At 65.9% G+C, this 24,167-nt stretch carries 37 protein-coding genes, 1 tRNA gene and 1 pseudogene; 35 read left to right on the top strand and 4 right to left on the bottom strand.

The features are described from left to right. The 31 genes and pseudogenes from tuf to rplQ form a co-directional block, all read left to right on the top strand. Positions 1-226 (top strand): annotated as a pseudogene (gene tuf / locus JMV16_RS13565) (elongation factor Tu); the annotation flags it as partial. 9 nt (positions 227-235) lie between these two features. Next, positions 236-550, top strand: coding sequence for a 30S ribosomal protein S10 (gene rpsJ / locus JMV16_RS13560; RefSeq protein ID WP_201494819.1), 315 nt, complete (start codon positions 236-238; stop codon positions 548-550). A gap of 187 nt (positions 551-737) precedes the next feature. Next, positions 738-1,409: a 50S ribosomal protein L3 gene (gene rplC, locus JMV16_RS13555; RefSeq protein ID WP_201494818.1), complete on the top strand. Its 672-nt coding sequence runs from the start codon at positions 738-740 to the stop codon at positions 1,407-1,409. Continuing rightward, positions 1,409-2,029 (top strand): 50S ribosomal protein L4, encoded by a 621-nt coding sequence (gene rplD, locus JMV16_RS13550; protein ID WP_201494817.1) that lies wholly within the window; start codon positions 1,409-1,411, stop codon positions 2,027-2,029. Before rplC ends, rplD begins: the two co-directional genes overlap by 1 nt. After that, positions 2,026-2,361 (top strand): 50S ribosomal protein L23, encoded by a 336-nt coding sequence (gene rplW, locus JMV16_RS13545; RefSeq protein ID WP_201494816.1) that lies wholly within the window; start codon positions 2,026-2,028, stop codon positions 2,359-2,361. Before rplD ends, rplW begins: the two co-directional genes overlap by 4 nt. Then, entirely contained in the window at positions 2,362-3,186 is an 825-nt protein-coding gene (rplB, locus tag JMV16_RS13540) for a 50S ribosomal protein L2 (protein WP_201494815.1), read from the top strand. Between the two features lie 11 nt (positions 3,187-3,197). Next, the gene (gene rpsS / locus JMV16_RS13535; RefSeq protein WP_201494814.1) at positions 3,198-3,473 is read left to right on the top strand and encodes a 30S ribosomal protein S19; all 276 of its coding nucleotides are present in this window, start codon (positions 3,198-3,200) and stop codon (positions 3,471-3,473) included. A 12-nt stretch (positions 3,474-3,485) separates the two neighbouring features. Continuing rightward, entirely contained in the window at positions 3,486-3,821 is a 336-nt protein-coding gene (rplV, locus tag JMV16_RS13530; protein ID WP_201494813.1) for a 50S ribosomal protein L22, read from the top strand. Between the two features lie 23 nt (positions 3,822-3,844). Next, complete coding sequence (gene rpsC / locus JMV16_RS13525; protein ID WP_201494812.1) at positions 3,845-4,741, top strand: 30S ribosomal protein S3; 897 nt, start codon at positions 3,845-3,847, stop codon at positions 4,739-4,741. A 2-nt stretch (positions 4,742-4,743) separates the two neighbouring features. Further along, the gene (gene rplP / locus JMV16_RS13520) at positions 4,744-5,160 is read left to right on the top strand and encodes a 50S ribosomal protein L16 (RefSeq protein ID WP_201494811.1); all 417 of its coding nucleotides are present in this window, start codon (positions 4,744-4,746) and stop codon (positions 5,158-5,160) included. A 13-nt stretch (positions 5,161-5,173) separates the two neighbouring features. Next, positions 5,174-5,410, top strand: a complete 237-nt coding sequence (gene rpmC, locus JMV16_RS13515; protein WP_201494810.1) for a 50S ribosomal protein L29 — start codon at positions 5,174-5,176, stop codon at positions 5,408-5,410. Further along, a complete protein-coding gene (gene rpsQ / locus JMV16_RS13510) occupies positions 5,407-5,706 on the top strand; it encodes a 30S ribosomal protein S17 (RefSeq protein WP_201494809.1) in 300 nt (99 codons plus the stop codon). Before rpmC ends, rpsQ begins: the two co-directional genes overlap by 4 nt. Positions 5,707-5,800: 94 nt before the next feature. Further along, entirely contained in the window at positions 5,801-6,316 is a 516-nt protein-coding gene (locus tag JMV16_RS13505; protein ID WP_201494808.1) for a peroxiredoxin, read from the top strand. A gap of 185 nt (positions 6,317-6,501) precedes the next feature. Continuing rightward, positions 6,502-6,870 (top strand): 50S ribosomal protein L14, encoded by a 369-nt coding sequence (gene rplN, locus JMV16_RS13500; protein WP_201494807.1) that lies wholly within the window; start codon positions 6,502-6,504, stop codon positions 6,868-6,870. Positions 6,871-6,895: 25 nt separating this feature from the next. Further along, positions 6,896-7,213: a 50S ribosomal protein L24 gene (rplX, locus tag JMV16_RS13495; RefSeq protein WP_201494806.1), complete on the top strand. Its 318-nt coding sequence runs from the start codon at positions 6,896-6,898 to the stop codon at positions 7,211-7,213. Between the two features lie 5 nt (positions 7,214-7,218). After that, a complete protein-coding gene (rplE, locus tag JMV16_RS13490; protein ID WP_201494805.1) occupies positions 7,219-7,881 on the top strand; it encodes a 50S ribosomal protein L5 in 663 nt (220 codons plus the stop codon). An 11-nt stretch (positions 7,882-7,892) separates the two neighbouring features. Continuing rightward, positions 7,893-8,198 (top strand): 30S ribosomal protein S14, encoded by a 306-nt coding sequence (rpsN, locus tag JMV16_RS13485; RefSeq protein WP_201494804.1) that lies wholly within the window; start codon positions 7,893-7,895, stop codon positions 8,196-8,198. Positions 8,199-8,226: 28 nt separating this feature from the next. Continuing rightward, the gene (gene rpsH / locus JMV16_RS13480; protein ID WP_201494803.1) at positions 8,227-8,622 is read left to right on the top strand and encodes a 30S ribosomal protein S8; all 396 of its coding nucleotides are present in this window, start codon (positions 8,227-8,229) and stop codon (positions 8,620-8,622) included. A 12-nt stretch (positions 8,623-8,634) separates the two neighbouring features. Then, the gene (gene rplF, locus JMV16_RS13475) at positions 8,635-9,168 is read left to right on the top strand and encodes a 50S ribosomal protein L6 (RefSeq protein WP_201494802.1); all 534 of its coding nucleotides are present in this window, start codon (positions 8,635-8,637) and stop codon (positions 9,166-9,168) included. 11 nt (positions 9,169-9,179) lie between these two features. Beyond that, positions 9,180-9,542 carry a 50S ribosomal protein L18 gene (gene rplR / locus JMV16_RS13470; protein WP_201494801.1) on the top strand — a complete coding sequence of 121 codons (363 nt, stop codon included), beginning with the start codon at positions 9,180-9,182 and terminating at the stop codon, positions 9,540-9,542. Positions 9,543-9,566: 24 nt separating this feature from the next. Continuing rightward, positions 9,567-10,085, top strand: coding sequence for a 30S ribosomal protein S5 (rpsE, locus tag JMV16_RS13465; protein WP_201494800.1), 519 nt, complete (start codon positions 9,567-9,569; stop codon positions 10,083-10,085). Positions 10,086-10,105: 20 nt separating this feature from the next. Continuing rightward, complete coding sequence (gene rpmD / locus JMV16_RS13460; protein WP_201494799.1) at positions 10,106-10,288, top strand: 50S ribosomal protein L30; 183 nt, start codon at positions 10,106-10,108, stop codon at positions 10,286-10,288. Next, positions 10,288-10,770: a 50S ribosomal protein L15 gene (gene rplO, locus JMV16_RS13455; protein WP_201494798.1), complete on the top strand. Its 483-nt coding sequence runs from the start codon at positions 10,288-10,290 to the stop codon at positions 10,768-10,770. The genes rpmD and rplO overlap by 1 nt, the downstream gene beginning before the upstream one ends. Before the next feature lie 15 nt (positions 10,771-10,785). Beyond that, positions 10,786-12,096 (top strand): preprotein translocase subunit SecY, encoded by a 1,311-nt coding sequence (secY, locus tag JMV16_RS13450; RefSeq protein ID WP_201494797.1) that lies wholly within the window; start codon positions 10,786-10,788, stop codon positions 12,094-12,096. Beyond that, on the top strand, positions 12,093-12,311 hold the full coding sequence (gene infA, locus JMV16_RS13445; protein WP_011830996.1) for a translation initiation factor IF-1: 219 nt from the start codon (positions 12,093-12,095) through the stop codon (positions 12,309-12,311). The genes secY and infA overlap by 4 nt, the downstream gene beginning before the upstream one ends. 31 nt (positions 12,312-12,342) lie before the next feature. Next, a complete protein-coding gene (gene rpmJ / locus JMV16_RS13440; protein ID WP_009548427.1) occupies positions 12,343-12,456 on the top strand; it encodes a 50S ribosomal protein L36 in 114 nt (37 codons plus the stop codon). 15 nt (positions 12,457-12,471) lie between these two features. Continuing rightward, on the top strand, positions 12,472-12,837 hold the full coding sequence (gene rpsM, locus JMV16_RS13435; protein ID WP_201494796.1) for a 30S ribosomal protein S13: 366 nt from the start codon (positions 12,472-12,474) through the stop codon (positions 12,835-12,837). Between the two features lie 29 nt (positions 12,838-12,866). After that, positions 12,867-13,271, top strand: coding sequence for a 30S ribosomal protein S11 (gene rpsK / locus JMV16_RS13430; protein ID WP_201494795.1), 405 nt, complete (start codon positions 12,867-12,869; stop codon positions 13,269-13,271). 218 nt (positions 13,272-13,489) lie between these two features. Continuing rightward, positions 13,490-14,113 carry a 30S ribosomal protein S4 gene (rpsD, locus tag JMV16_RS13425; protein WP_201494794.1) on the top strand — a complete coding sequence of 208 codons (624 nt, stop codon included), beginning with the start codon at positions 13,490-13,492 and terminating at the stop codon, positions 14,111-14,113. A gap of 145 nt (positions 14,114-14,258) precedes the next feature. After that, on the top strand, positions 14,259-15,245 hold the full coding sequence (locus JMV16_RS13420) for a DNA-directed RNA polymerase subunit alpha (RefSeq protein WP_201494793.1): 987 nt from the start codon (positions 14,259-14,261) through the stop codon (positions 15,243-15,245). Between the two features lie 70 nt (positions 15,246-15,315). Continuing rightward, positions 15,316-15,714, top strand: a complete 399-nt coding sequence (rplQ, locus tag JMV16_RS13415; protein WP_201494792.1) for a 50S ribosomal protein L17 — start codon at positions 15,316-15,318, stop codon at positions 15,712-15,714. Positions 15,715-15,811: 97 nt separating this feature from the next. Here the strand turns inward: rplQ and JMV16_RS13410 are convergent, their stop codons facing one another. The 3 genes from JMV16_RS13410 to adh all read right to left on the bottom strand — a co-directional run bounded on the left by JMV16_RS13410 (position 15,812) and on the right by adh (position 18,349). Beyond that, positions 15,812-16,219 carry a hypothetical protein gene (locus JMV16_RS13410; RefSeq protein ID WP_201494791.1) on the bottom strand — a complete coding sequence of 136 codons (408 nt, stop codon included), beginning with the start codon at positions 16,217-16,219 and terminating at the stop codon, positions 15,812-15,814. A 138-nt stretch (positions 16,220-16,357) separates the two neighbouring features. Continuing rightward, the gene (locus tag JMV16_RS13405; protein ID WP_201494790.1) at positions 16,358-16,732 is read right to left on the bottom strand and encodes a DUF779 domain-containing protein; all 375 of its coding nucleotides are present in this window, start codon (positions 16,730-16,732) and stop codon (positions 16,358-16,360) included. A gap of 96 nt (positions 16,733-16,828) precedes the next feature. Beyond that, positions 16,829-18,349: an aldehyde dehydrogenase gene (gene adh / locus JMV16_RS13400; protein ID WP_201494789.1), complete on the bottom strand. Its 1,521-nt coding sequence runs from the start codon at positions 18,347-18,349 to the stop codon at positions 16,829-16,831. A gap of 242 nt (positions 18,350-18,591) precedes the next feature. Between adh and JMV16_RS13395 the strand changes: the two genes are divergently transcribed. The 3 genes from JMV16_RS13395 (at position 18,592) to JMV16_RS13385 (ending at position 21,078) form a co-directional block, all read left to right on the top strand. Then, positions 18,592-20,538: a sigma-54-dependent Fis family transcriptional regulator gene (locus JMV16_RS13395; protein ID WP_236580510.1), complete on the top strand. Its 1,947-nt coding sequence runs from the start codon at positions 18,592-18,594 to the stop codon at positions 20,536-20,538. Then, entirely contained in the window at positions 20,535-20,924 is a 390-nt protein-coding gene (locus tag JMV16_RS13390) for a winged helix-turn-helix domain-containing protein (protein ID WP_201494788.1), read from the top strand. The genes JMV16_RS13395 and JMV16_RS13390 overlap by 4 nt, the downstream gene beginning before the upstream one ends. 77 nt (positions 20,925-21,001) lie before the next feature. Next, positions 21,002-21,078, top strand: a tRNA-Met gene (locus JMV16_RS13385). A 665-nt stretch (positions 21,079-21,743) separates the two neighbouring features. On the opposite strand, the gene JMV16_RS13380 is transcribed toward JMV16_RS13385, so the two are convergent. After that, positions 21,744-23,138, bottom strand: a complete 1,395-nt coding sequence (locus JMV16_RS13380; protein ID WP_201494787.1) for a hypothetical protein — start codon at positions 23,136-23,138, stop codon at positions 21,744-21,746. A gap of 182 nt (positions 23,139-23,320) precedes the next feature. Here JMV16_RS13380 and istA point away from each other — a divergent pair. Further along, positions 23,321-24,167: IS21 family transposase (gene istA / locus JMV16_RS13375; RefSeq protein WP_201494786.1), on the top strand; the 847-nt coding region annotated here is incomplete at its 3' end.

Raw genomic sequence — 24,167 nt, 5'->3', positions numbered from 1 at the left:
CACGCCGTTCTTCAACAACTACCGCCCGCAGTTCTACTTCCGCACGACGGACGTGACCGGCGCGGTGGAACTGCCCAAGGACAAGGAGATGGTGATGCCGGGCGACAACGTCAGCATCACGGTCAAGTTGATCAACCCGATCGCGATGGAAGAAGGCCTGCGCTTCGCCATCCGTGAAGGCGGCCGTACCGTCGGCGCCGGCGTCGTGGCCAAGATCATCGAATAAGGGGCGGACATGTCTACCAAGCAAAAGATCCGCATCCGCCTCAAGGCCTTTGACTACAAGCTGATCGACCAGTCGGCGCTGGAGATCGTCGACACCGCCAAGCGCACCGGCGCCATCGTGCGCGGCCCCGTGCCGCTGCCGACGCGCATGCAGCGTTTCGACATCCTGCGCTCGCCGCACGTCAACAAGACGAGCCGCGACCAGTTCGAGATCCGCACGCACCAGCGCCTGATGGACATCGTCGACCCCACCGACAAGACCGTGGACGCGCTGATGAAGCTCGACCTGCCGGCCGGCGTGGACGTCGAGATCAAGCTGCAGTAAGCTTTTCCGGCGACGAGGCAGTTGCGGGTTCGCCCGCAACTGCTACAATCGCAGGCTTTTCGCGACATCCCAAGGGATGTCGCAGAGTCGGCTCCCAGAGGGCCGGCAATCCAGCCCCGGCCAATCGATGTCGGGACCGTGAACAAAGGCGCCCCTGCCGGCAGGCTTGGGTGCTGGAGAAATGACCATGAGCATGAGCGAACAGCTCGGCTTGCTGGGCCGCAAGGTGGGCATGATGCGCATCTTCACGGACGATGGCGACGCCATCCCCGTGACGGTGCTCGACGTGTCCAACAACCGCGTCACGCAAGTCAAGACGGCGGCCACCGATGGCTACAACGCGCTGCAAGTCGCGTTCGGCGCCCGCAAGGCCAGCCGCGTCACCAAGCCCGAAGCCGGGCACCTGGCCAAGGCCGGTGTCGAGGCGGGCGAAGTCCTCAAGGAATTCCGCGTCACCGCGGACATCGTCGGCCAGTACAAGCCGGGCGCTGTGGTGCCCGTCAGCGTGTTTGCCGCCGGCCAGAAGGTCGACGTGCAGGGCACGTCCATCGGCAAGGGCTTCGCGGGCACCATCAAGCGCCACAACTTCAGCTCGCAGCGCGCGTCGCACGGCAACAGCCGTTCGCACAACGTGCCGGGCTCGATCTCGATGGCGCAGGACCCGGGTCGCGTGTTCCCGGGCAAGAAGATGACCGGCCACATGGGCGACGAAACCGTCACCACGCAGAACCTCGACATCGTCCGTGTCGACGAAGCGCGTTCGCTGCTGCTGGTTCGCGGCGCCGTCCCGGGTTCCAAGAACGGCCATGTGGTCGTGCGCCCGGCCATCAAGGCCAAGCTGAAGAAGGGAGCCCAGTGATGCAACTCGAGCTCCTCAACGACCAGGGTCAGGCGACCTCCAAGGTTGACGCCCCCGACACCGTGTTCGCCCGCGACTACAACGAAGCGCTGGTGCACCAGATCGTGGTGGCCTTCCAGGCCAATGCGCGCCAGGGCACCCGGGCCCAGCTTGACCGCGGCGAGGTCAAGCACTCGACCAAGAAGCCGTTCCGCCAGAAGGGCACCGGCCGCGCCCGCGCCGGCATGACCTCCAGCCCGCTGTGGCGTGGGGGTGGTCGCATCTTCCCGAACCGGCCCGACGAGAACTTCTCGCACAAGGTCAACAAGAAGATGTACCGCGCCGGCATGGCGTCCATCCTCTCGCAGCTGGCCCGCGACGGCCGCCTGGCGGTGGTTGACAGCCTCAGTGTCGACGCCCCCAAGACCAAGCTGCTGGCCGCCAAGTTCAAGGCCATGGGCCTGGACTCGGTGATGGTCATCGCCGACCAGATCGACGACAACCTGGCGCTGGCCTCGCGCAATCTGGCCAATGTGCTGGTGGTCGAGCCGCGCTACGCCGATCCGCTGTCCCTCGTCTTCTACAAGAAGGTGCTGGTGACCAAGGGCGCGATCGAGCAGCTCAAGGAGATGTTCGCATGAGCCGCATCAATCCCGCTCCCGCCGAGCGCAAGTTCGACGAAGGCCGCCTGGCCAACGTGCTGGTCGCGCCCATCATCTCCGAGAAGGCAACGCGCATCGGCGAGAAGCAGAACCAGGTCATGTTCAAGGTTCTGCGCGATGCCACCAAGCCCGAGATCAAGGCGGCGGTCGAGCTGATGTTCAAGGTCGAGGTTGCCTCGGTCAGCACGTCCATCCAGAAGGGCAAGGTCAAGCGTTTCGGCCGCACCATCGGCCGCCGCGACCACGTCAAGAAGGCCTTCGTGGCGCTCAAGCCGGGCCAGGAGCTCAATTTCTCGGGGGAGGCCGCTTAAATGGCTGTCATCAAGGTCAAGCCCACGTCGCCCGGCCGCCGCGCCGTGGTGAAGGTGGTGCACAAGCACCTGCACAAGGGTGCCCCCGAGGCTTCGCTGCTCGAGCCCCAGAAGCAGAAGTCCGGGCGCAACAACAACGGCCACATCACGATGCGCCACAAGGGTGGGGGCCACAAGCACCACTACCGCGTCGTCGATTTCCTGCGCAACAAGGATGGCATCCCGGCGAAGGTCGAGCGCATCGAGTACGACCCCAACCGCACCGCACACATCGCGCTGGTGCTGTACGCCGACGGCGAGCGCCGCTACATCATCGCCCCGCGCGGTGTCGAAGCCGGTGCGACGCTGATGTCGGGCTCCGAGGCGCCGATCAAGGCCGGCAACACGCTGCCCATCCGCAACATCCCGGTCGGCTCCATCATCCACTGCATCGAGATGATGCCGGGCAAGGGCGCGCAGATCGCGCGCTCCGCCGGCACCTCGGTGACGCTGATGGCGCGCGAAGGCATCTACGCGCAGGTTCGCCTGCGCTCCGGTGAAGTGCGCAAGATCCACATCGACTGCCGCGCCACCATCGGCGAGGTCAGCAACGAAGAGCACAGCCTGCGCCAGTACGGCAAGGCCGGCGCGATCCGCTGGAAGGGCATACGCCCGACCGTCCGCGGCGTTGCGATGAACCCGGTGGACCACCCGCACGGCGGCGGCGAAGGCCGCACCGGCGAAGGCAAGCCGCAAGTGTCGCCGTGGAACACCCTGACCAAGGGCTACCGCACTCGCAGCAACAAGCGCACGCAGACGATGATCGTCTCGCGTCGCAAGAAGTGAGGTCGTAGAACATGACCCGTTCGCTGAAAAAGGGTCCCTTCGTGGACCACCACCTGATGGCCAAGGTCGAGAAGGCCGCCGCCATCAAGGACAAGAAGCCGATCAAGACCTGGTCGCGCCGCAGCACCATCCTGCCCGAGTTCATCGGCCTGACGGTGGCCGTCCACAACGGCAAGCAGCACGTTCCGGTGTATGTGACCGACCAGATGGTCGGCCACAAGCTCGGCGAGTTCGCCCTCACCCGCTTGTTCAAGGGTCACCCCGCGGACAAGAAGGCCAAGAAGTAAGGAGCTGGCGAAATGGCAACTGAAACCAAAGCCAGCGTGCGCGGCGTGCGCCTTTCCGTGGACAAGGGCCGGCTCGTCGCCGACATGATCCGCGGCAAGAAGGTGGACCAGGCGATCAACATCCTGACCTTCACGCAGAAGAAGGCCGCCGGCATCATCAAGAAGGCCGTCGAGTCCGCGGTGGCGAACGCCGAGCACAACGACGGCGCCGACATCGACGAGTTGAAGATCAAGTCGATCTACGTCGAGCAGGGCGCGGTGCTCAAGCGCTTCTCGGCCCGTGCGAAGGGCCGTGGTGCCCGCATCAGCAAGGGCACGTGCCACATCTTCGTCACGGTCGGCAACTAAGCGTCGGGAACTGAGAGAAAAGCATGGGACAGAAAATCCACCCGACCGGCTTCCGCCTCGCGGTCACGCGCGCCTGGCAGTCGCGCTGGTTCGCCACGCACAAGAACTTCGCCGGCATGCTGGCCGAAGACCTGGACGTGCGCGAATACCTCAAGGGCAAGCTCAAGAGCGCCGCGGTCTCGCGCATCCTGATCGAGCGCCCCGCCAAGAACGCCCGCATCACCATTTTCTCGGCGCGTCCGGGCGTGGTGATCGGCAAGAAGGGCGAGGACATCGAGAACCTGAAGGCCGAACTGGCGCGTCGCCTGGGCGTGCCGGTCGCTGTCAACATCGAAGAAATCCGCAAGCCGGAAGTCGATGCCCAGCTGATCGCCGACAGCATCACGCAGCAGCTTGAGAAGCGCATCATGTTCCGCCGCGCCATGAAGCGCGCGATGCAGAACGCCATGCGCCTGGGTGCCCAGGGCATCAAGATCATGTCCTCGGGCCGTCTGAACGGCATCGAGATCGCCCGCTGCGAGTGGTACCGCGAAGGCCGCGTGCCGCTCCACACGCTGCGCGCCGACATCGACTACGGCTTCTCCGAGGCCAAGACCACCTACGGCGTCATCGGCGTCAAGGTTTGGGTCTACCGCGGTGACCGCCTGGCCAATGGCGAAGCCCCGCAGCTGCCCAAGACCGAAGGCGACAACGACCGCCGCGACCGCCGCGGCCCGCGTCCCGACGGTCGCCCCGGTGCCGGCCGCGGCCGCCCCGGCGACCGCCCGGGCAGTGATCGCCCCGCGCCGCGCAGCGACCTCACCGCCGCTGCCCCGGCCGCGCCCGCCGGCGACGGCCCGCGTGGCCCCGCTGTCAAGCGCGTGCGCCGTGCCGGCCCGCCGGCCACGCCCGCCGTCGGCGGCGAGACCAAAGGAGAATAACGATGCTGCAACCCGCACGTCGCAAGTTCCGCAAGGAACAAAAAGGCCGCAACACCGGCATCGCCACGCGCGGTGCCAATGTCTCGTTCGGTGAATTCGGCCTCAAGGCCACCGAGCGCGGCCGCATCACGGCGCGCCAGATCGAAGCCGCTCGCCGTGCCATCAGCCGCCACATCAAGCGCGGTGGCCGCATCTTCATCCGCATCTTCCCCGACAAGCCGATTTCGCAGAAGCCGGCCGAAGTCCGGATGGGCAACGGCAAGGGCAACCCCGAGTACTACGTCGCCGAGATCCAGCCGGGCAAGGTGCTGTACGAGATCAACGGCGTGCCCGAGCAACTGGCGCGCGAAGCCTTCCTGCTGGCCTCGGCCAAGCTGCCGCTGCGCACGACCTTCGTCGCGCGCCAGGTCGGCACCTAAGCGGAGAACACGCATGAAAAAGACCGCCAACCGTACCGCCGAACTGCGCGCCAAGGACATCGTGGCGCTGGAGAAGGAAGTCTCTGACCTGCTCAAGGCCCATTTCGGCCTGCGCATGCAGAAGGCGACCCAGCAGCTCACCAACCACACGCAGCTGGGCCGCACCCGGCGCGATGTGGCGCGCGTGAAGACCGTCATCGCCGAGAAGAAGCGCCAGCAGGGCGCACAGCAGCAAGGGGCCGCGAAATGAGCGAAACCGCCACCACCGCAGCGGCCCCGGCCGCCGCGCCGGTCAAGAACACCCGCACCTTCGTCGGGCGCATCGTCAGTGACAAGCGCGCCAAGACCGTGACCGTGCTGGTCGAGCGCCGTACCGCGCACGAGCTCTACGGCAAGATCGTCGCCAAGTCGCGCAAGTACCACGCCCACGACGAAAAGGGCGAGTACAAGATGGGTGATCTGGTCGAGATCGCCGAAGGGCGCCCGATCAGCAAGACCAAGTCCTGGACCGTCACCCGCCTGATCGAGAAGGCCAGGCTGGTCTGATCCACGCTGCGGGGCAATGACCCCGCAAGGGCACCGAACGGCCGGCCGCTGGAGACTCCAGCCCCGGTCGTTTTTCATCGCCAAGGAGACATGCATGCTGAAAGTCGGAGACAAGCTGCCCGCGGGCAGCCTGCAGGAATTCATCGAGGTCGAAGGCAATGGCTGTTCGCTCGGCCCCAACAGCTTTGACATCGAGAAAGCCACAGCGGGCAAGAAGATCGCCCTCTTTGCCTTGCCCGGCGCCTATACGCCCACCTGTTCGGCCAAGCATGTGCCAGGCTACGTGGAGCGCGCCGATGCGCTGACGGCAGCCGGTGTCGACGAGATCTGGTGCGTGTCGGTCAACGACGCCTTCGTGATGGGGGCCTGGGGCCGCGACCAGAAGACCGGCGGCAAGGTGCGCATGATGGCCGACGGCAGCGCTGCCTTCGCCCAGGCCACCGGCCTCACGCTCGACCTCACGGCGCGAGGCATGGGCCTGCGCAGCAACCGCTATTCGATGCTCGTCGTCGACGGCGTGGTCAAGACGCTCAACGTCGAGGGCGCCGGCAAGTTCGAGGTCAGCGACGCGGAAACGATGCTGCGCCAGGCCAAGGAAATCCTCGCCTGAAGATATTGTGCGGGGCTGCTTGACTGCTCCTCACAAGTTCTGCCATACTTCAAGGCTTCGCCGGATTGGCTTAGACGGCTTGCGAAAGCAAGCCAACACCGATCCGGTCCATCCCATACACGGGCCCAAGACTGGCCGCAGGGTCTGCAGCAATGCAGCGCAGCGGGCAAGTTGGGAAAGACATCATGATCCAAATGCAATCGCGGCTCGACGTGGCCGACAACACGGGCGCGAAGTCCGTCATGTGCATCAAGGTGCTCGGCGGCTCCAAGCGGCGTTATGCCGGCATTGGCGACGTCATCAAGGTCAGCATCAAGGAAGCTGCGCCGCGTGGTCGCGTCAAGAAGGGCGAGGTCTACAGTGCCGTCGTCGTGCGCACCGCCAAGGGTGTGCGCCGCCAGGATGGCTCGCTGATCAAGTTCGACGGCAATGCCGCCGTGCTGCTGAACGCCAAGCTTGAGCCCATCGGCACGCGCATCTTCGGCCCGGTGACGCGCGAACTGCGCACCGAGCGCTTCATGAAGATCGTCTCGCTGGCTCCCGAAGTGCTCTGACGCACCGCTTCGCAAGGACCCGAACATGAACAAGATTCGCAAGGGCGACCAGGTCATCGTGACCACCGGCCGCGACAAGGGCAAGCGCGGCACTGTGGTGCAGCGCGTCGACGACGAGCGCATCGTCGTCGAGGGCGTCAACGTGGCCAAGAAGCACGTCAAGCCCAACCCGATGAAAGGCACCACCGGTGGTGTCGTCGACAAGACGATGCCTATCCATCAGTCGAACGTGGCGATCTACAACGCCGCCACGGGCAAGGCTGACCGCGTGGGCATCAAGCTGCAGGACGACGGCAAGAAGCTTCGCGTCTTCAAGTCCAGCGGCGCCGAGATCAAGGCTTGAGCAAAATGGCAAAGAGCACAGCAGCCAATACACCGAAGCCGACCAAGGCCGAGAAGGCCGAGAAGGCCGCCAAGGCAGCGAAGGCTGCAGCCGCGCCCGCGGGTGCGGCCGACAGCGGCCCGGTGCCGCCCGCGCGCCTGCAGACCATCTACCGCGACACCATCGTGCCCGAGCTGATGAAGAAGTTCGGCTTCACCTCGGTGATGCAGGTGCCGCGTCTGCAGAAGATCACGCTCAACATGGGCGTGAGCGAGGCGGTGTCGGACAAGAAGGTGATGGACAACGCCGTCGGCGACCTGACCAAGATCGCCGGCCAGCGGCCTGTCGTCACCAAGAGCAAGAAGGCCATCGCCGGCTTCAAGATCCGTGACGGCGTGCCCATCGGCACCATGGTCACACTGCGTGGCGTGCGCATGTACGAATTCCTTGATCGCTTCGTCACCGTGGCGCTGCCCCGGGTGCGCGACTTCCGCGGCATTTCCGGCCGTGCCTTCGATGGCCGCGGCAACTACAACATCGGCGTCAAAGAGCAGATCATCTTCCCCGAGATCGAGTACGACAAGATCGACGCGATCCGTGGCATGAACATCAGCATCACGACGAGCGCGAAGAACGACGACGAGTGCAAGGCACTGCTGACGGCGTTCAAGTTCCCCTTCAAGAACTGAGGCACCGACCCATGGCCAAACTGTCCGTCAAGAAGCGCCAGGAAAAGCGCGAGAAGCTGGTCGCCAAGTACGCGAAGAAGTACGCCGAGCTGAAGGCTGTGTCCAACAACGCCCAGCTGTCCGACGAAGAGCGTTACGGCGCCCGTCTCGAGTTGCAGAAGCTGCCGCGCAACGCCAACCCGACCCGTCTGCGCAACCGCTGCGCGATCACCGGTCGTGGCCGCGGCACCTTCAGCATGTTCGGCCTGGGCCGCAACAAGATCCGCGAGCTCGCCTTCAAGGGCGACATTCCCGGCATGGTCAAGGCCAGCTGGTGAACCCGGCGCGCAGAGCAGGAGAGTTTTCATGAGCATGAGTGATCCCATCGCCGACATGCTGACCCGCATTCGCAACGCCCAAATCGTTGCCAAGGCTGCGGTCACGATGCCGTCGAGCAAGCTCAAGGTCGCGATCGCGCAGGTGCTGAAGGACGAGGGCTACATCGATGGCTTCAACGTCCGCGCCAACGAGGGCAAGTCCGAACTCGATATCGCGCTCAAGTACTACGCCGGTCGTCCGGTGATCGAGCGCATCGAGCGTGTCAGCCGCCCCGGCCTGCGCATCTACAAGGGCCGTGACGCGATTCCGCAGGTCATGAACGGCCTCGGCGTGGCCATCGTGACCACGCCCAAGGGTGTGATGACCGACCGCAAGGCGCGCCAGACCGGCGTCGGCGGCGAAGTCCTCTGCTACGTCGCCTAAGGGAGCAAACAGATGTCCCGCGTAGGAAAGATGCCCGTCACCGTCCCGCAAGGCGTGGACGTGTCGATATCGGCCGAACAGATCACCGTCAAGGGCAGCAACGGCACGCTGGTGCGCAAGCTGAACCCCCTGGTGGCCATCAAGAACGATGCCGGCAAGCTCAGCTTCACACCCGCCAACGACTCGGCCGCGGCCGACGCGATGAGCGGCACCATGCGGGCGCTGGTCGCCAACATGGTCAATGGTGCCAGCAAGGGCTTCGAGAAGAAGCTCAACCTGGTCGGCGTGGGTTTTCGCGCCGCGGCCCAGGGCCAGAAGCTGAATCTGCAGATCGGGTTCTCGCACCCGGTCGTCAAGGACATGCCCGCCGGCATCAAGGTCGCGACGCCGACCCAGACCGAGATCGTGATCTCCGGTCCGGACCGCCAGGTCGTCGGCCAGTTGGCCGCCGAAGTGCGGGCCTTCCGTCCGCCCGAGCCCTACAAGGGCAAGGGAATCCGCTACGCCGGTGAGCGCGTGGTGCTGAAAGAGACGAAGAAGAAGTAAGGAGCGCAGCCATGAGCATGACCAAGAAAGAACAACGCCTGCGCCGTTCGCGCCAGACGCGCGTGCGCATTGCGCTGCAGCGTGTGGCCCGGCTGGCGGTGCATCGCTCCAACCTCCACATCTACGCCGCCATCGTTTCCGACGACGGCACCCAGGTGCTGGCCAGTGCGTCCACGGCCGAGAAGGAAGTGCGCGAGGCGCTCGGCGGCAAGGGCGGCAATGTCGCCGCGGCCACCGCGGTGGGCAAGCGCATCGCCGAGAAGGCCAAGGCCGCCGGCATCGAGAAGGTCGCCTTCGACCGTTCGGGTTTCGCCTTCCACGGCCGCGTCAAGGCGCTGGCCGAGGCGGCGCGTGAAGCCGGGCTCCAGTTTTAAGCGGCCCCGGAAGGAAACAAGGCAATGGCAAAGTTCACTCCCCGCGCGCAGACCGAAGCGAACGACGACGGGCTCAAGGAAAAGATGATCGCGGTCAACCGCGTCACCAAGGTGGTGAAGGGCGGCCGCACGCTGAGCTTCGCCGCGCTGACTGTCGTCGGTGACGGCGACGGCCGCATCGGCATGGGCAAGGGCAAGGCCAAGGAAGTGCCGGTGGCGGTGCAGAAGGCCATGGAATCGGCCCGCCGAAACATGATCAAGGTCAGCCTGCGCAACGGCTCCATCCAGCACAACGTGCGCGGCGAGCACGGCGCGGCCAAGGTCATCATGGCGCCGGCCAAGCCGGGTGACGGCATCATCGCCGGCGGCCCGATGCGCGCCGTGTTCGAGGTCATGGGTGTCACCGACATCGTGGCCAAGAGCCTGGGCTCGACCAACCCGTACAACATGGTGCGCGCCACGCTCGACGCGCTCAAGCGCTCGACCACGCCCGCCGAGGTTGCGGCCAAGCGCGGCAAGACGGTTGAAGACATCTTCAACTGAAGCCGCAGCGGAGAACCAAGATGACCGACAAGAAGACGCTCACCGTCAAGCTCGTCAAGAGCGTGGCCGGCACGCGCCAGTCGCACCGCGACACGGTGCGTGGCCTGGGCCTGCGCCGCATCGACAGCCAGCGCACCCTCGAGGACACGCCGGCGGTGCGCGGCATGATCAACAAGGTTGCGTACCTGGTGAAGGTGCTCTGATGGAACTGAACAAGATCAAGCCCGCGGGGGGCGCCAAGCACGCCAAGCGCCGTGTGGGTCGTGGCATCGGCTCGGGCCTGGGCAAGACGGCAGGCCGTGGCCACAAGGGCCAGGGCTCGCGCGCCGGTGGCTACCACAAGGTCGGCTTCGAAGGCGGCCAGATGCCGCTGCAGCGTCGCCTGCCCAAGCGCGGCTTCAAGTCGGCGCAGCTCAAGTACAACGGCGAAGTAACCCTGGCCGACCTCGAGGCGCTGGGCGCCGACGAGGTTGACCTGCTCACGCTCAAGGCCGCCGGCCTGGTGCGCGAACTGATCAAGCACGTCAAGGTGATCAAGTCCGGTGAGCTCACCCGCAAGGTGGCGCTCAAGGGCATTCTCGCTACCGCCGGTGCCAAGGCCGTGATCGAGGCTGCCGGTGGCAGCGTTGAGGCCGTGGTCGCTGCCAAGCCCGCCGGCAAGCTGGTCGCCAAGGCCAAGGCCTAAGGAAAGAAGCCGGACGTGGTTACCTCCGCCAACCAGCTGGCCAAGAGTGGGAAGTTCGGCGACTTGCGTCGCCGCATCGTCTTCCTGCTGTTGGCGCTCGTGGTCTACCGTGTCGGAGCGCACATCCCCGTGCCCGGCATCGACCCGGTGCAGCTGCAGCAGCTCTTCAAGGGCCAGAGCGGCGGCATCCTGAACCTGTTCAACATGTTCAGCGGCGGGGCGCTGTCGCGCTTCACCGTCTTCGCCCTGGGCATCATGCCCTACATCAGCGCCAGCATCATCATGCAGCTGATGACCTATGTGGTGCCTTCGCTCGAGGCCATCAAGAAGGAAGGCGAGGCCGGCCGCCGCAAGATTACCCAGTACACGCGCTACGGCACGTTGGGCCTGGCCATCTTTCAGAGCCTGGGCATCGCGCTGGCGCTTGAAGGCTCGGCTGGCCTGGTGCTGTCTCCCGGCTTCGGCTTTCGCATGACGACGGTGGTGAGCCTGGTCGCCGGCACGATGTTCCTGATGTGGCTGGGCGAGCAGATCACCGAGCGCGGCCTGGGCAACGGCATCTCGATCCTGATCTTCGGCGGCATCGTCGCCGGCCTGCCGGCAGCGCTGGCGGGGCTGTTCGAGCTGGTGCGCACCGGCGCAATGAGCATCGTGGCCTGCCTCTTCATCATCGCCGTTGTGATCTTCGTGACCTTCGCGGTGGTCTTTGTCGAGCGCGGTCAGCGCAAGATATTGGTCAACTACGCCAAGCGCCAGGTCGGCAACAAGGTCTACGGCGGCCAGTCATCGCACCTGCCACTCAAGCTCAATATGTCGGGCGTGATTCCGCCGATCTTTGCCAGCTCGATCATCCTGTTGCCGGCCACGATCGTCGGGTGGTTCGCCACCGGCGAGGGCCTGCGCTGGCTGAAGGACCTTTCGGCCGGCCTCTCGCCGGGCCAGCCGGTCTACGTGATGCTGTATGCGGCGATGATCGTGTTCTTCTGCTTCTTCTACACGGCGCTGGTCTTCAACAGCCGCGAAACCGCTGACAACCTGAAGAAGAGCGGCGCCTTCATCCCCGGCATCCGCCCGGGTGACCAGACCGCCAAGCATATCGACCGCATCCTCAGCCGCCTGACGCTGGGTGGCGCGGTCTACATCACCGCGGTGTGCCTGCTGCCCGAGTTCCTCGTGCTCAAGTACAACGTGCCCTTCTACTTCGGCGGCACTTCGCTGCTGATCATCGTCGTCGTGACGATGGACTTCTGGGCCCAGGTGCAAAGCTACGTGATGAGCCAGCAGTACGAATCACTGCTCAAGAAGGCCAACTTCAAGACGTCATGAGCAAAGACGACGTCATCCAGATGCAGGGGGAGATTCTCGAGAACCTCCCGAACGCCACCTTCCGCGTCAAGCTGGAAAACGGCCATGTGGTTCTCGGTCACATCTCCGGCAAGATGCGCATGCACTACATCCGCATCCTGCCCGGCGACAAGGTGACCGTCGAGCTCACCCCCTACGACTTGTCGCGGGCACGCATCGTGTTCCGCGCCAAGTAGTCTCACGAGTTATTGGGTCAAGGAGAAGACCATGAAAGTCGCCGCTTCGGTCAAGAAGATGTGCCGCAACTGCAAGATCATCCGCCGCAAGGGCGTGGTGCGTGTGATCTGCACCGACCCGCGCCACAAGCAGCGCCAGGGCTAATCCAGAGGAATCGACATGGCACGCATAGCCGGTATCAACATCCCTCCGCACAAGCATGCGGAAATCGGCCTGACCTCGATCTACGGCATCGGCCGTTCGACGGCGCAGAAGATCTGCGACCAGGTCGGCATCGCCTATTCCAAGAAGATCAAGGACCTCAGCGACACTGATCTTGAGAAGATCCGCGAGGAAATCGGCCGCATGACGATCGAGGGCGACCTGCGTCGCGAACTCTCGATCAACATCAAGCGCCTGATGGACCTGGGCTGCTACCGCGGCTTCCGCCATCGCCGCGGCCTGCCTGTCCGCGGCCAGCGCACGCGCACCAATGCCCGTACCCGCAAGGGTCCGCGCAAGGGCGCAGCCGCGCTGAAGAAGTAAGCCGGCAGCAACACTGAAAGAAACCAGACATGGCCAAGGCACCCGTCAATACCGCTGCGCGCCGCGTAAGCAAGAAGATCCGCAAGAACGTCGCGGACGGCATCGCGCATGTGCATGCGTCGTTCAACAACACGATCATCACCATCACCGATCGCCAGGGCGGCGCGCTCGCCTGGGCGTCCAGCGGCGGCCAGGGCTTCAAGGGTTCGCGCAAGAGCACGCCCTTCGCGGCCCAGGTGGCGGCCGAAGTGGCCGGCCGCGCCGCGCAGGAGCAGGGCATCAAGAACCTCGACGTGCGCATCAAGGGCCCCGGCCCGGGCCGCGAATCGAGCGTGCGTGCGCTGGCCTCGCTGGGCATCCGCATCAACTCGATCAGCGACGTGACGCCGATCCCGCACAACGGCTGCCGGCCGCAGAAGCGCCGCCGCATCTGAGGGCCGCCAGGCCCGGCCCCGCGCGTTCTTTGCGCGGGCGCTATACTCAGCGGTTTTCCGCGCCGGCAGCAACCCGCTTGCCGGCAGTTTTGCCGAAGGATCCCATCCTTCCATCAAGCCCACCGTCTGTGCGCCACGTCTCCACGTCGCCAGACTCGCGCGGAGGCTTCCATTGCGGGAGCCGTTGCCGCGTCAGAGCCATCCAGAGGACATAAAAAGTGGCACGTCTGCTCGGCCCCAAGGCCAAACTTTCCCGCCGTGAAGGCACCGATCTTTTCCTGAAGAGCGCCCGCCGCTCGATCAGCGACAAGGCCAAGTTCGACAGCAAGCCGGGCCAGCATGGCCGCACCAGCGGCTCGCGCACGTCCGACTTCGGCATGCAGCTGCGTGAAAAGCAGAAGGTCAAGCGCATGTACGGCGTGCTTGAGCGCCAGTTCCGCCGCTATTTCGCCGAGGCCGAGCGCCGCAAGGGCAATACCGGCGCCAACCTGCTGGCCCTGCTCGAAACCCGCCTGGACAACGTCGTCTACCGCATGGGCTTCGGCTCGACGCGGGCCGAGGCGCGCCAGCTGGTGTCGCACAAGGCACTGACGGTGAATGGCCAGGTCGTGAACATCCCGTCGTACCAGGTCAAGCCGGGCGACGTGGTGGCGCTGCGCGAGAAGAGCAAGACCCAGCTGCGCGTCACCGACGCGCTGAAGCTGGCGCAATCCATCGGCCTGGCCGACTGGGTTTCGGTGGACGCGACCAAGATGGAAGGCACCTTCAAGAAGGTGCCCGACCGCGATCAGTACGGCGCCGAGATCAAGGAAGCGCTGATCGTCGAACTTTATTCGCGTTAAGGCGCGGGGCCGCCGTTCAGGTGGCACGCCCTTTCGAGTGCCGTTGCGCGTGCCGGGTGCGCGGCGGCCTCATCCCGACCCGGCGCGGTCCATCAGCCTTATCGGTGTAACGAGCCGAGGGTATTGACAGGAACAGACACACTCCATGCAAACCACCCTTCTGAAGCCCAAGGCCATCGTGGTCGAGCCGCTCGGCAACCATCGCGCCAAAGCCACGCTCGAGCCTTTCGAGCGCGGCTACGGCCACACCCTCGGCAACGCACTGCGGCGTGTGCTGCTGTCGTCGATGGTGGGTTACGCGCCGACCGAGGTGACCATCGCCGGCGTGCTGCACGAGTACTCGGCGATCGACGGCGTTCAGGAAGACGTCGTCCACATCATGCTCAACCTCAAGGGCGTGGTGTTCCGGCTGCACAACCGTGACGAGGTCACGCTGGTGCTGCGCAAGGAAGGCGAGGGCGCCGTCACCGCCGCCGACATCCAGACCCCGCACGACGTCGAGATCATCAATCCCGAGCACGTCATCGCCCACCTGTCGCAGGGCGGCAAGCTCGACATGCAGATCAAGGTCGAGAAGGGCCGCGGCTATGTGCCGGGCACGATGCGCCGCTACGGCGACGAGCCGACCAAGAGCATAGGCCGCATCGTGCTGGATGCCAGCTTCTCGCCCGTGCGCCGCGTCAGCTACGCGGTCGAGAACGCCCGCGTCGAGCAGCGCACCGACCTCGACAAGCTGGTGATGGAGATCGAGACCAACGGCGCCATCGCGCCCGAGGAAGCGATCCGCCAGAGCGCCCGCATCCTCGTGGAGCAGCTGGCCTTCTTCGGCCAGATCGACGTGAACCCGATCGACAGCATGGTGCCGCAGCCCTCGCGCCCGACGCCCTTCGATCCCATCCTGCTGCGTCCGGTGGACGAGCTCGAACTCACGGTGCGTTCGGCCAACTGCCTCAAGGCCGAGAACATCTACTACATCGGCGATCTCATCCAGCGCACCGAGACCGAGTTGCTGAAGACGCCGAACCTGGGCCGCAAGAGCCTGAACGAGATCAAGGAAGTGCTGGCTTCGCGCGGGCTCACGCTCGGCGCGCGGCTGGAAAACTGGCCCCCGCAGGGCCTGGACAAGCGCTGATCAGCGCCTGCCATGTGCAACCCCCGGTACCTGACACGGCCGGGGTTCAATAAGAGATAGGAATAGCACCATGCGCCACCGTAACGGCCCCCGCAAACTCAACCGCACCACCTCGCACCGCCTGGCGATGCTGAGGAATATGTGCAACTCGCTCATCACCCACGAGGCGATCAAGACCACGCTGCCCAAGGCCAAGGAGCTGCGCGCCGTGGTCGAGCCGCTGATCACGCTGGGCAAGGAGCCGACGCTGGCGAACCGCCGCCTGGCCTTCAACCGCACGCGTGACCGCGATGTCGTGAGCAAGCTGTTCGACGTGCTGGGCCCGCGCTTCAAGACGCGCCCGGGCGGCTACACCCGCATCTTGAAGATGGGCTTCCGCGTCGGTGACAACGCGCCCATGGCCTATGTCGAGCTGCTCGACCGCCCGGAACCGGTGGCTGCGCCGGAGGCCGAAGAGAAGGCCGAGTAATTCCCCGAGCGACCGCGCGGCTCAGCCCGCGCCCCTGCTCCGCCAGCCCCGGCCACGATGTCTTCGTGCCGGGGTTGTTTGCTTCTGGAGCGAGGCCTCAGGGAACGACGTTGACAGTGACCACCGCGCTGTCGGTGCAGAAGCCGGCGTCGTCGCAGGCGCTGGCGAAATAGCTCACGGTGCGGCCGGCATTGGCGGGAATGGCGGTCTCGATCTGGAAGGGCGGACCCGAGAGGGTGGCGAGCCGGGTGTCGACCCCGGGATCGATGCGGTAGAAGCTGACCTGGTCCAGGCCATTCACTGCGCTGGCTGCGGCGCTCAGGCGGATGAATTCGCCGCGCTGCGCGAAATCGCTGCTGGCGACCAGGGACACATCGGGCGGCGGCCCCCAGATGTCGCCAATATCGATGTAGAGGCCGCCCCCGCAGCCCACCAGCGGCAGCACGAGGGCCGCAGCGAGGGCGGCACGGCGGAAGAGGCTGGAACGCGGCGTGGTCGTGGCCATGGGAAGGTCTCCAGCCCACGCAGCCCGGCGAAGGCGCGGGCCGGCAGGCTCCCATACAACGCTGGCGTTGCGGCGGTGGTTGTCAGGCGTAGCAGCTGGTAACGATGGCGTGGTCGAACGCGCCTCTCGGTGCGGTCTTCAGCGGCCCGCCGCCTCCAGCACCGCCCACTCCTCGTCGGTGAACAACCGCGAACGCGTCAGGAAGCGCAGGCCTTCGGGGCCTTCGAGCGAGAACATGCCGCCGCGGCCGGGCACCACGTCGATGATGAGTTGGGTGTGCTGCCAGTACTCGAACTGCGGGCCGCTGATGTAGAAGGGCGCGCCGCCGATCTCGCCCAGGTGCTTGTCGTAGTCGCCGACGATGAAGTCGCCCTGCGGATAGCACATCGGCGCGCTGCCATCGCAGCAGCCGCCCGACTGGTGGAACATCAGCGCGCCATGCTTGGCGCGCAGCTTGGCGATGAGCGCCAAGGCCGCCTCGGTGGCGGTGACGCGAAGAACCTCGGGAGCCATGCAGACCTCCTGTTTCAAGCGATAAAGAAAATGCGCCCCGCGCAGCCTGGGGGCCGAGCGGGGCGCCGTGGCGATGACAGCGATGCGTGCGGTCGGTCAGAAGAAGCCGAGCGGCTTCTCGCTGTAGCTCACGAGCAGGTTCTTGGTCTGCTGGTAGTGGTCCAGCATCATCTTGTGGTTTTCGCGGCCGATGCCCGACTGCTTGTAGCCACCAAAGGCGGCGTGGGCCGGGTAGTGGTGGTAGCAGTTGGTCCACACGCGGCCGGCCTGGATGCCGCGGCCCATGCGGAAGGCGGTGTTGGTGTCGCGGCTCCAGACACCGGCGCCCAGGCCGTAGAGCGTGTCGTTGGCAATGGACAGGGCCTCGGCTTCGTCCTTGAAGGTGGTGACGCTGACCACCGGGCCGAATATCTCCTCCTGGAAGATGCGCATCTTGTTGTGACCCTTGAAGACCGTGGGCTGCACGTAGTAGCCGCCTTCCAGGTCACCGGCCAGCTTGCTGCGGCCGCCGCCGATCAGTACTTGCGCGCCTTCCTGGCGGCCGATGTCCATGTAGGACAGGATCTTCTCGAGCTGCTCGCTCGAGGCCTGGGCGCCGATCATCGTGCTCATGTCCAGCGGGTTGCCCTGCTTGATGGCGGCCACGCGCTTGACGGCCTTCTCGATGAAGCGGTCGTAGATCGATTCCTGAATCAGCACGCGGCTGGGGCAGGTGCAGACCTCGCCCTGGTTGAGCGCGAAGAGCGCAAAGCCTTCCAGCGCCTTGTCCAGGAAGCCGTCGTCCTTGGCCAGCACGTCCTCGAAGAAGATGTTGGGCGACTTGCCGCCCAGTTCCAGCGTCACCGGAATCAGGTTCTGGCTGGCGTATTGGCTGATCAGGCGGCCGGTGGTGGTCTCGCCGGTGAAGGCGATCTTGGCGATGCGGTTGCTGGATGCCAGCGGCTTGCCGGCTTCCAGGCCGAAGCCGTTGACGACATTGAGCACGCCCGGGGGCAGCAGGTCGCCGATCAGCTCCATCAGCACCAGGATGGACACCGGGGTCTGTTCGGCCGGCTTCATCACCACGCAGTTGCCGGCGGCCAGCGCCGGGGCCAGCTTCCACACCGCCATCAGCAGCGGGAAGTTCCAGGGGATGATCTGGCCGACCACGCCCAGGGGCTCATGGAAGTGGTAGGCATAGGTTTCGTGGTCGATCTCGCTGATGCCGCCTTCCTGGGCGCGCACGCAGGCCGCGAAATAACGGAAGTGGTCCACCGCCAGCGGCAGGTCGGCATAGGTGGTCTCGCGGATGGGCTTGCCGTTGTCCCAGGTCTCGGCGGCGGCCAGCAGGGCCAAGTTGGCCTCCATGCGGTCGGCGATCTTGTTCAGGATATTGGCGCGCGTGGTCGGCGAGGAGGCGCCCCAGGCCGTCTTGGCCTTGTGCGCGGCGTCGAGGGCACGGTCGATGTCTTCGGCCGTCGAGCGCGGCACTTCGCAGAAGACCCGGCCGGTGATCGGCGTGATGTTCTCGAAGTACTGGTTGCCGGAAGGCGCGACCCACTCGCCGCCGATGAAGTTGGCGTAGCGCTTCTTGAACGGCACCGCGGTGCCGAATTTGCCGGGTTCGAGCATGTCCATGTCTGTCTCCTGAGGGGGTTTGGGTAGGGCTGAAAGGGCGGCGCAGCCGGTTTCGCTGCCGCGCCAGCCTCTTTCGCAATGCGCGTACCCGCAAATCTCGGTGCATACCCGTAGGCAGCCGGGCCGGATTTCGCCACCTTGAAGGGTCATCCTCGCGGCCTGCGACATATCCGTGCGAATATCTCGCTGTTTGTCGCAAGGCTGTCGCAAGCTGCGACGCGACACCCCAGCAGGAGACCGCCATGTCCGAGCCCTTGCGGCCCATGACCCGACCCGAGCGCGGCCGCGCGCTGTTGCCGGCCGGCCTGGACGCCACTGGCGGCCCGCTGGCCGAACACATCCGGCGCTCGTGGCAGCGCTGTGGTCATCTTGACCGCGCCCCCGTCGATGCCGCGCCGCTGGCCGGCGCCTCGCTGCGCGAGCGCCGCGAAATGGCCGCGCGCCTGTTGGCCTGCGCCCTGCCCGAACTGGACGCACTGACCGAACACGCCAGCGGCAACGGCTGCGTCGTCGTGCTCACCGATGCCAGCGGCCTGATCCTGGAGGAAATCGGCAGCCCTGACTTCCTGCCCCAGGCCGAGCGCGTGGCGCTCACACCCGGCGTCGAATGGACCGAGGCGCGCCGCGGCACCAACGCCATCGGCACCGCGCTGGCCGAGAGCACGCCGGTGCTGGTGCAGGGCCGCGAACACTATCTGCCGCAGAACGCCGCCATAGGCTGCGCCGCCGCGCCCATCTTCACGGCCACCGGCAATGTGGCCGGCGTGCTCGACATCTCTGGCGAGGCGGCACGCGTCAACCGCCACGCCCTGGGCCTGGTGCGCATGGCGGCGCAGCAGATCGAGCACCGCCTGCTGCTGGCCGGAGCCCGCGGCCACCTGCTGCGATTTCACCGCGAGCAAGGCCTGCTGGGTTCGCCGCGCGAGGCGCTGATGGTGGTGGAAGACGGCTGCATCACCGGCGCCAACCGCGTTGCCCTGGCCCTGCTGGGCCGGCGCTGGGACGAGTTGCTGGGCCAGGACGTCGACGCCGTGCTTGGCAAGGGCTGGGGCGGTGAATTCGCGCTCGGCGCCCAGCCGCCCTTTGCGGTGCGCACCGAGCGTGTCGAACGCCCGGCGCCGCGTCCCGCGTCACGCCCGCTGAGTGCTTCCGGCGTGCTGCGTCCGCCCTCGGCCGCCGACGCGCTGGCGCCGCTGCTGGACGAGGCACTGAAGGTGCTGGACCACGGCGTGCCGGTGCTCGTCACCGGCGAAACCGGCAGCGGCAAGGAAGTCTTCGCGCGCCGCCTGCACGCCGCCAGCCGCCGCGCCGGCGGCCCCTTCGTCGCCGTCAACTGCGCTGCCCTGCCCGAGGCGCTGATCGAGGCCGAACTCTTCGGCTACGAGGAGGGCGCCTATACCGGCGCACGCCGGCGCGGATCGCCCGGGCGCGTGCGCGAGGCCGAGGGCGGCACGCTGTTCCTGGACGAGATTGCCGACATGCCGCTGCTCCTGCAGACGCGGCTGCTCCGCGTGCTGGAAGAGCGCAAGGTCCAGCCGCTGGGCGGCGGAGCGGCCACGGCGGTCGATTTCCAACTGATCTGCGCCACCCACGGCAACCTGCCTGCGCTGGCTGCGCACGGCGCCTTCCGCAGCGACCTGCTCTACCGCGTCGCCGGCTACACCGTGGCCTTGCCGCCACTGCGCGACCGCGCCGACCGCCATGCCCTGATCGAGAAGGTGCTGGCCGATGTCGGCGCCGCGGCGCGCGGCGTGCGCCTGGACGACGAGGCCCTGGTCCTGCTGGCGGCTCAGCCCTGGCCCGGCAATGTGCGGGAACTGGCCAGCACGCTGCGCGGCCTGGTGGCTCTGGCCGCGGCGGGTGAGGCCGTCACGGCGGCGCGTGTGACGGCCCACCTGCGCCTGGCCGAACCCGAACTGCGGGCGCCGGCCGTGGCGGAGCATCCAGCGGCCACCGCCCGGCCGCCCGGCCCGGCGCCGGTCGCACCGGCAGCGCCACAAGGCGCGACAACGGTGTCGCGCCTGGAAGACCTGGAACGCCACGCCATCGACCAGGCCCTTGAAGCCTGCGGCCACAGCGTGGCCGATGCGGCGCGGCGCCTGGGCGTACACCGCAGTACCGTCTATCGGCACCTTGCACGCAGGGCGCCCACGCCCACGCCCACGCCCACGCCCGCTACCCAGCCATGACCTCCACGCAGACCCAACCCACCCCCCGGCACGCACTGCAGGGGCCGGTGCCCAAGTTTCGCCTGCGCATCGCCGACGGCGATGCCACCGTGGTCGGCCCGGGCAAGATCGCCTTGCTCGAAGCCATAGCGGCCACGGGTTCGATCACCGCGGCGGCCAAGAGCCTGGACATGTCCTACCGTCACGCCTGGCTGCTGCTCGACGACCTCAACCGCTCGCTGCGCACGGCCGCCGTCGACTCCGCCCACGGTGGTGCGCGCGGCGGCGGCAGTGCCCTGACCGAAGAAGGCCGGCGCCTGATCGCCATCTACCGCCGCATCGAGGCCACGGCAGCCGACGCCTGCCGTGCCGACATCCAGAACCTGATGGGGCTGCTGGCGCGTTGAAGGCAAGGCGGAAAGGCGGCCGCAGAGGGTCACTCTGGCCAGAGGCGGCGTTTTCACGGTATACTGCGAGGCTCAGTCGCGGGGTGGAGCAGTCTGGTAGCTCGTTGGGCTCATAACCCAAAGGTCGCAAGTTCAAATCTTGCCCCCGCAACCACAAAATATCCAATAAAAACAACAACTTAGAACTGAATATGCGCCGGCCCACAAGGTCGGCGTTTTGCTTTGTGCCCATCCTGTGCCCATTTCGTGCCCTGGCCGTGCCCGCGGTTTTCAGCGCAGCGTCGAAATGACCGTTGGGCGCCGTGCCCCGAGCCTGACCATTGGGTCGAAATCGCGACCGTTGGGCGAGTGGTCCAACGGTCGTGGGCACAGATGTTGGGCACAAGCGCGGGCCGTGCCCAGTTGGCGCGGCGTTGTGGGGTTCTGTGCCCAAGTTGTGCCCATCCGTGCGATGACGCGATTTCCGACCGCAGTTCACCCGTCCCGTATCCGCCCGCGATTAGGCAACCGGAGGGCGGCGAGACCGTCGACGGCTGGACACGATGTTTTGGGGGATCTCCGAGAGCCACGCCTTCGCGCGCGCGAGGCTGAGACAGAGCAGGGTCCGCCATCGCTGTGCCCGAGGCGGCCTATCTAGCCCGCTTCCGCCGCCGAACCATCGAGGCCTGGGCCAACGGATGCTGAGGAGCCGGCAACCGAGGCGCCTGCAATCAAACGGCCGGACCGCAGCGGTTGCCGTCACCCGATTACCGCAGACCAACTCACGCTAAACGTCAGTAAGCGGTCATCGAGCCGGCATTTCGCTTCAAGCGCGGCAGCTCATATGTAGTACCGGAAAGGCAGCGGCGGTAAGTCCTCCGTGCGAGGCGCCGCGGTCAGAATCTCGCCAACGGTGTCGGCGAAGCGCAGAGTCACCGGAACCCCGTCACCGTAGATGCAGGCGTTGTAGTTGAGCTTGGTCAGGCCCAGCACGTCGGCCATGACCTGCTCGATGTCTGCGTTCCCCCGCGCGATTTCGATGGTCAAGGGACTCGGAACCTCGCGGCCGGCGTAGGTCTGAAGCCGTGTGACATAGCCTTTGGTCCAAAGGTAGCCGCGGGTTTCGGATTTGACCCACGCCAGCCCGCGCGCGATCGCACTGGGGCCATGGCGATACAGCTTGACGCCGGAGTCCTCGCGGATGCGCACGCACACCACGTTGGTCTGTGGCGGCACTGCTTCGCGAAAGCCTTCCCACTCCTCATATGAGAAGCGGGTTTTGCCATGGATGAACAACTCTTTGGGCGATTCGCCGCCATGGCCCTTGCGGTAGGCCTCGACAACCAAACACATCAATGCCTTAGCCTTGTCCCTGGGCAGGTGGAACTCGTCCTCCTTCTCGGACTTGAACTGGCCCGGCGTGCCCTTGAAGACGACGCCGTCGCCCGACTCCAAGAACATCTGAGCGCCGCAGCAGACCATGCCTGGCTCAGGATTCGAAGCGTCTTGCTTGAATACGACGCCGACATAGCAAACGCCCTGGCGCACGTGGGCAAGCTGCCAGGGCTTACCGCCCGCCTTGAAGTAGCACGTCGTTGCCAAGTTCCACGCCAACGTCGCCGGATCCTGCAACGCACGCAGCGGCTTGCCAAGCTTATTGGGGAACTCCTCAGGCGCAAGAGTCGTCTCGCGCACGACCTGGACCGCAGCCTTGTGCTCCAAGAGCCGAGCCTTGAGCTGGTTGTGGAAGTCGAGTTCGTAGAGGTAAATCTCCGCCGACTTGGCGTCCTCTGCGAAGAGCCCAGGCTCATTAGTCAAGAGCCGGGTCGCCTGCTTCTTGTCCATGAGGGCGACCGGCGCAGCCTGTTCCGGGCCTCCCTTCTTCGACTTCGACAGCGGACGGCAATGTTTGTGGACATCCTCCGGCACGATGGCCATCCAGAGATCGATGTGCGCCTCGGCGTCATCGCGCAGGTGCTCCACGATGGCATCAGAGTAGAGCGACACGGCCCTGTGGATCGCTTGGTGGCGATCGGGGATGCTGATCGCAGCATCCAGGCCGGCCGGATCAATCTCGATGTAGGCGGCCGGCTCCAAAGGCCATTCAACCCCGAAAATCGCCTGGAATCCAGGAAACAATGAGTGGTTCGGGTCCTCAGGCTTAGCCGGAGCAATTGGCTTGCCGAGTCGCTCGGAGTACTTGCCATAGAGTCGTCGGCCGCGCGCCGTGGCCACGACGCCGACGCGGAGTCGACCTCCCGTGAGCGGCCCTGGTAGCGGGCCGTAGAGCAAGAGCCCGTCTGTTGGCGCCGACCGAAAACTGAGCCACTTTTGAGGGTCGTGCCGATCCAAAACTGAGCCAGGTGAACAACCTACCCTGCTGCAATTTTGTGCAGCAGGGGAGAGGAGTGATCACCATGGACATGATTGGCAGGATCCGGCGTTTGCATAGCCGGAAGTTCAAGTCGGAGCGCGAGATCTCGCGCATGACGGGGCTGTCGCGCAACACGGTTTCGAAGTGGCTGCACGGCGAAGTCGATGGCCCGCCGAAGTACCGGCGCGGTGAGCAGCCCGGCAAGCTCACGGTCTTCCACGAAGCCCTCAAGCAGGCGCTGAAGGCCGACGCGCGGCGACCCAAGCACGAGCGCCGCACGGCCAAGGCGCTGTACGCCGAGATCAAGGCGTCTGGCTACGACGGCGGCTACACCCGGGTGACGGACTTCATCCGGGCCTGGCGCCAGGGCGAGGGCCAAGGTGCTGCGGTCAACGCCTTCATCCCGCTGGCGTTCGAGCTCGGCGAGGCCTACCAGTTCGACTGGAGCGAGGAAGGTCTGGTGGTGGGCGGCATCTACTACCGGGCGCAGGTCGCGCACATGAAGCTGTGCGCCTCGCGGGCGTTCTGGCTGGTGGCCTATCCCAGCCAGGGCCACGAGATGCTGTTCGATGCCCATACGCGCTCGTTCGCGGCGCTGGGCGGCGTGGCCCGCCGGGGCATCTACGACAACATGAAGACGGCGGTGGACAAGGTCAAGAAGGGCAAGGGCCGCATCGTCAATGAGCGCTTCGCCACCATGTGCGCGCACTACCTGGTGGACCCTGACTTCTGCAACGTCGCTTCTGGTTGGGAGAAGGGCGTCGTCGAGAAGAACGTGCAGGACAGCCGCCGGCGCATCTGGATCGACGCGGCCAAGGTCAAGTTCGGCAGCTTCACCGAACTCAACGCCTGGCTGGCAGATCGGTGCCGGGCGTTGTGGGAGGAGGTCC

Origin of the sequence: Rubrivivax sp. A210 (assembly GCF_904426505.1) — a bacterium.
GTDB lineage: Bacteria > Pseudomonadota > Gammaproteobacteria > Burkholderiales > Burkholderiaceae_C > Rubrivivax.
The sequence above is the reverse complement of the archived record's forward strand: the minus strand, read 5'-3'. Positions and strand labels throughout refer to the sequence as shown.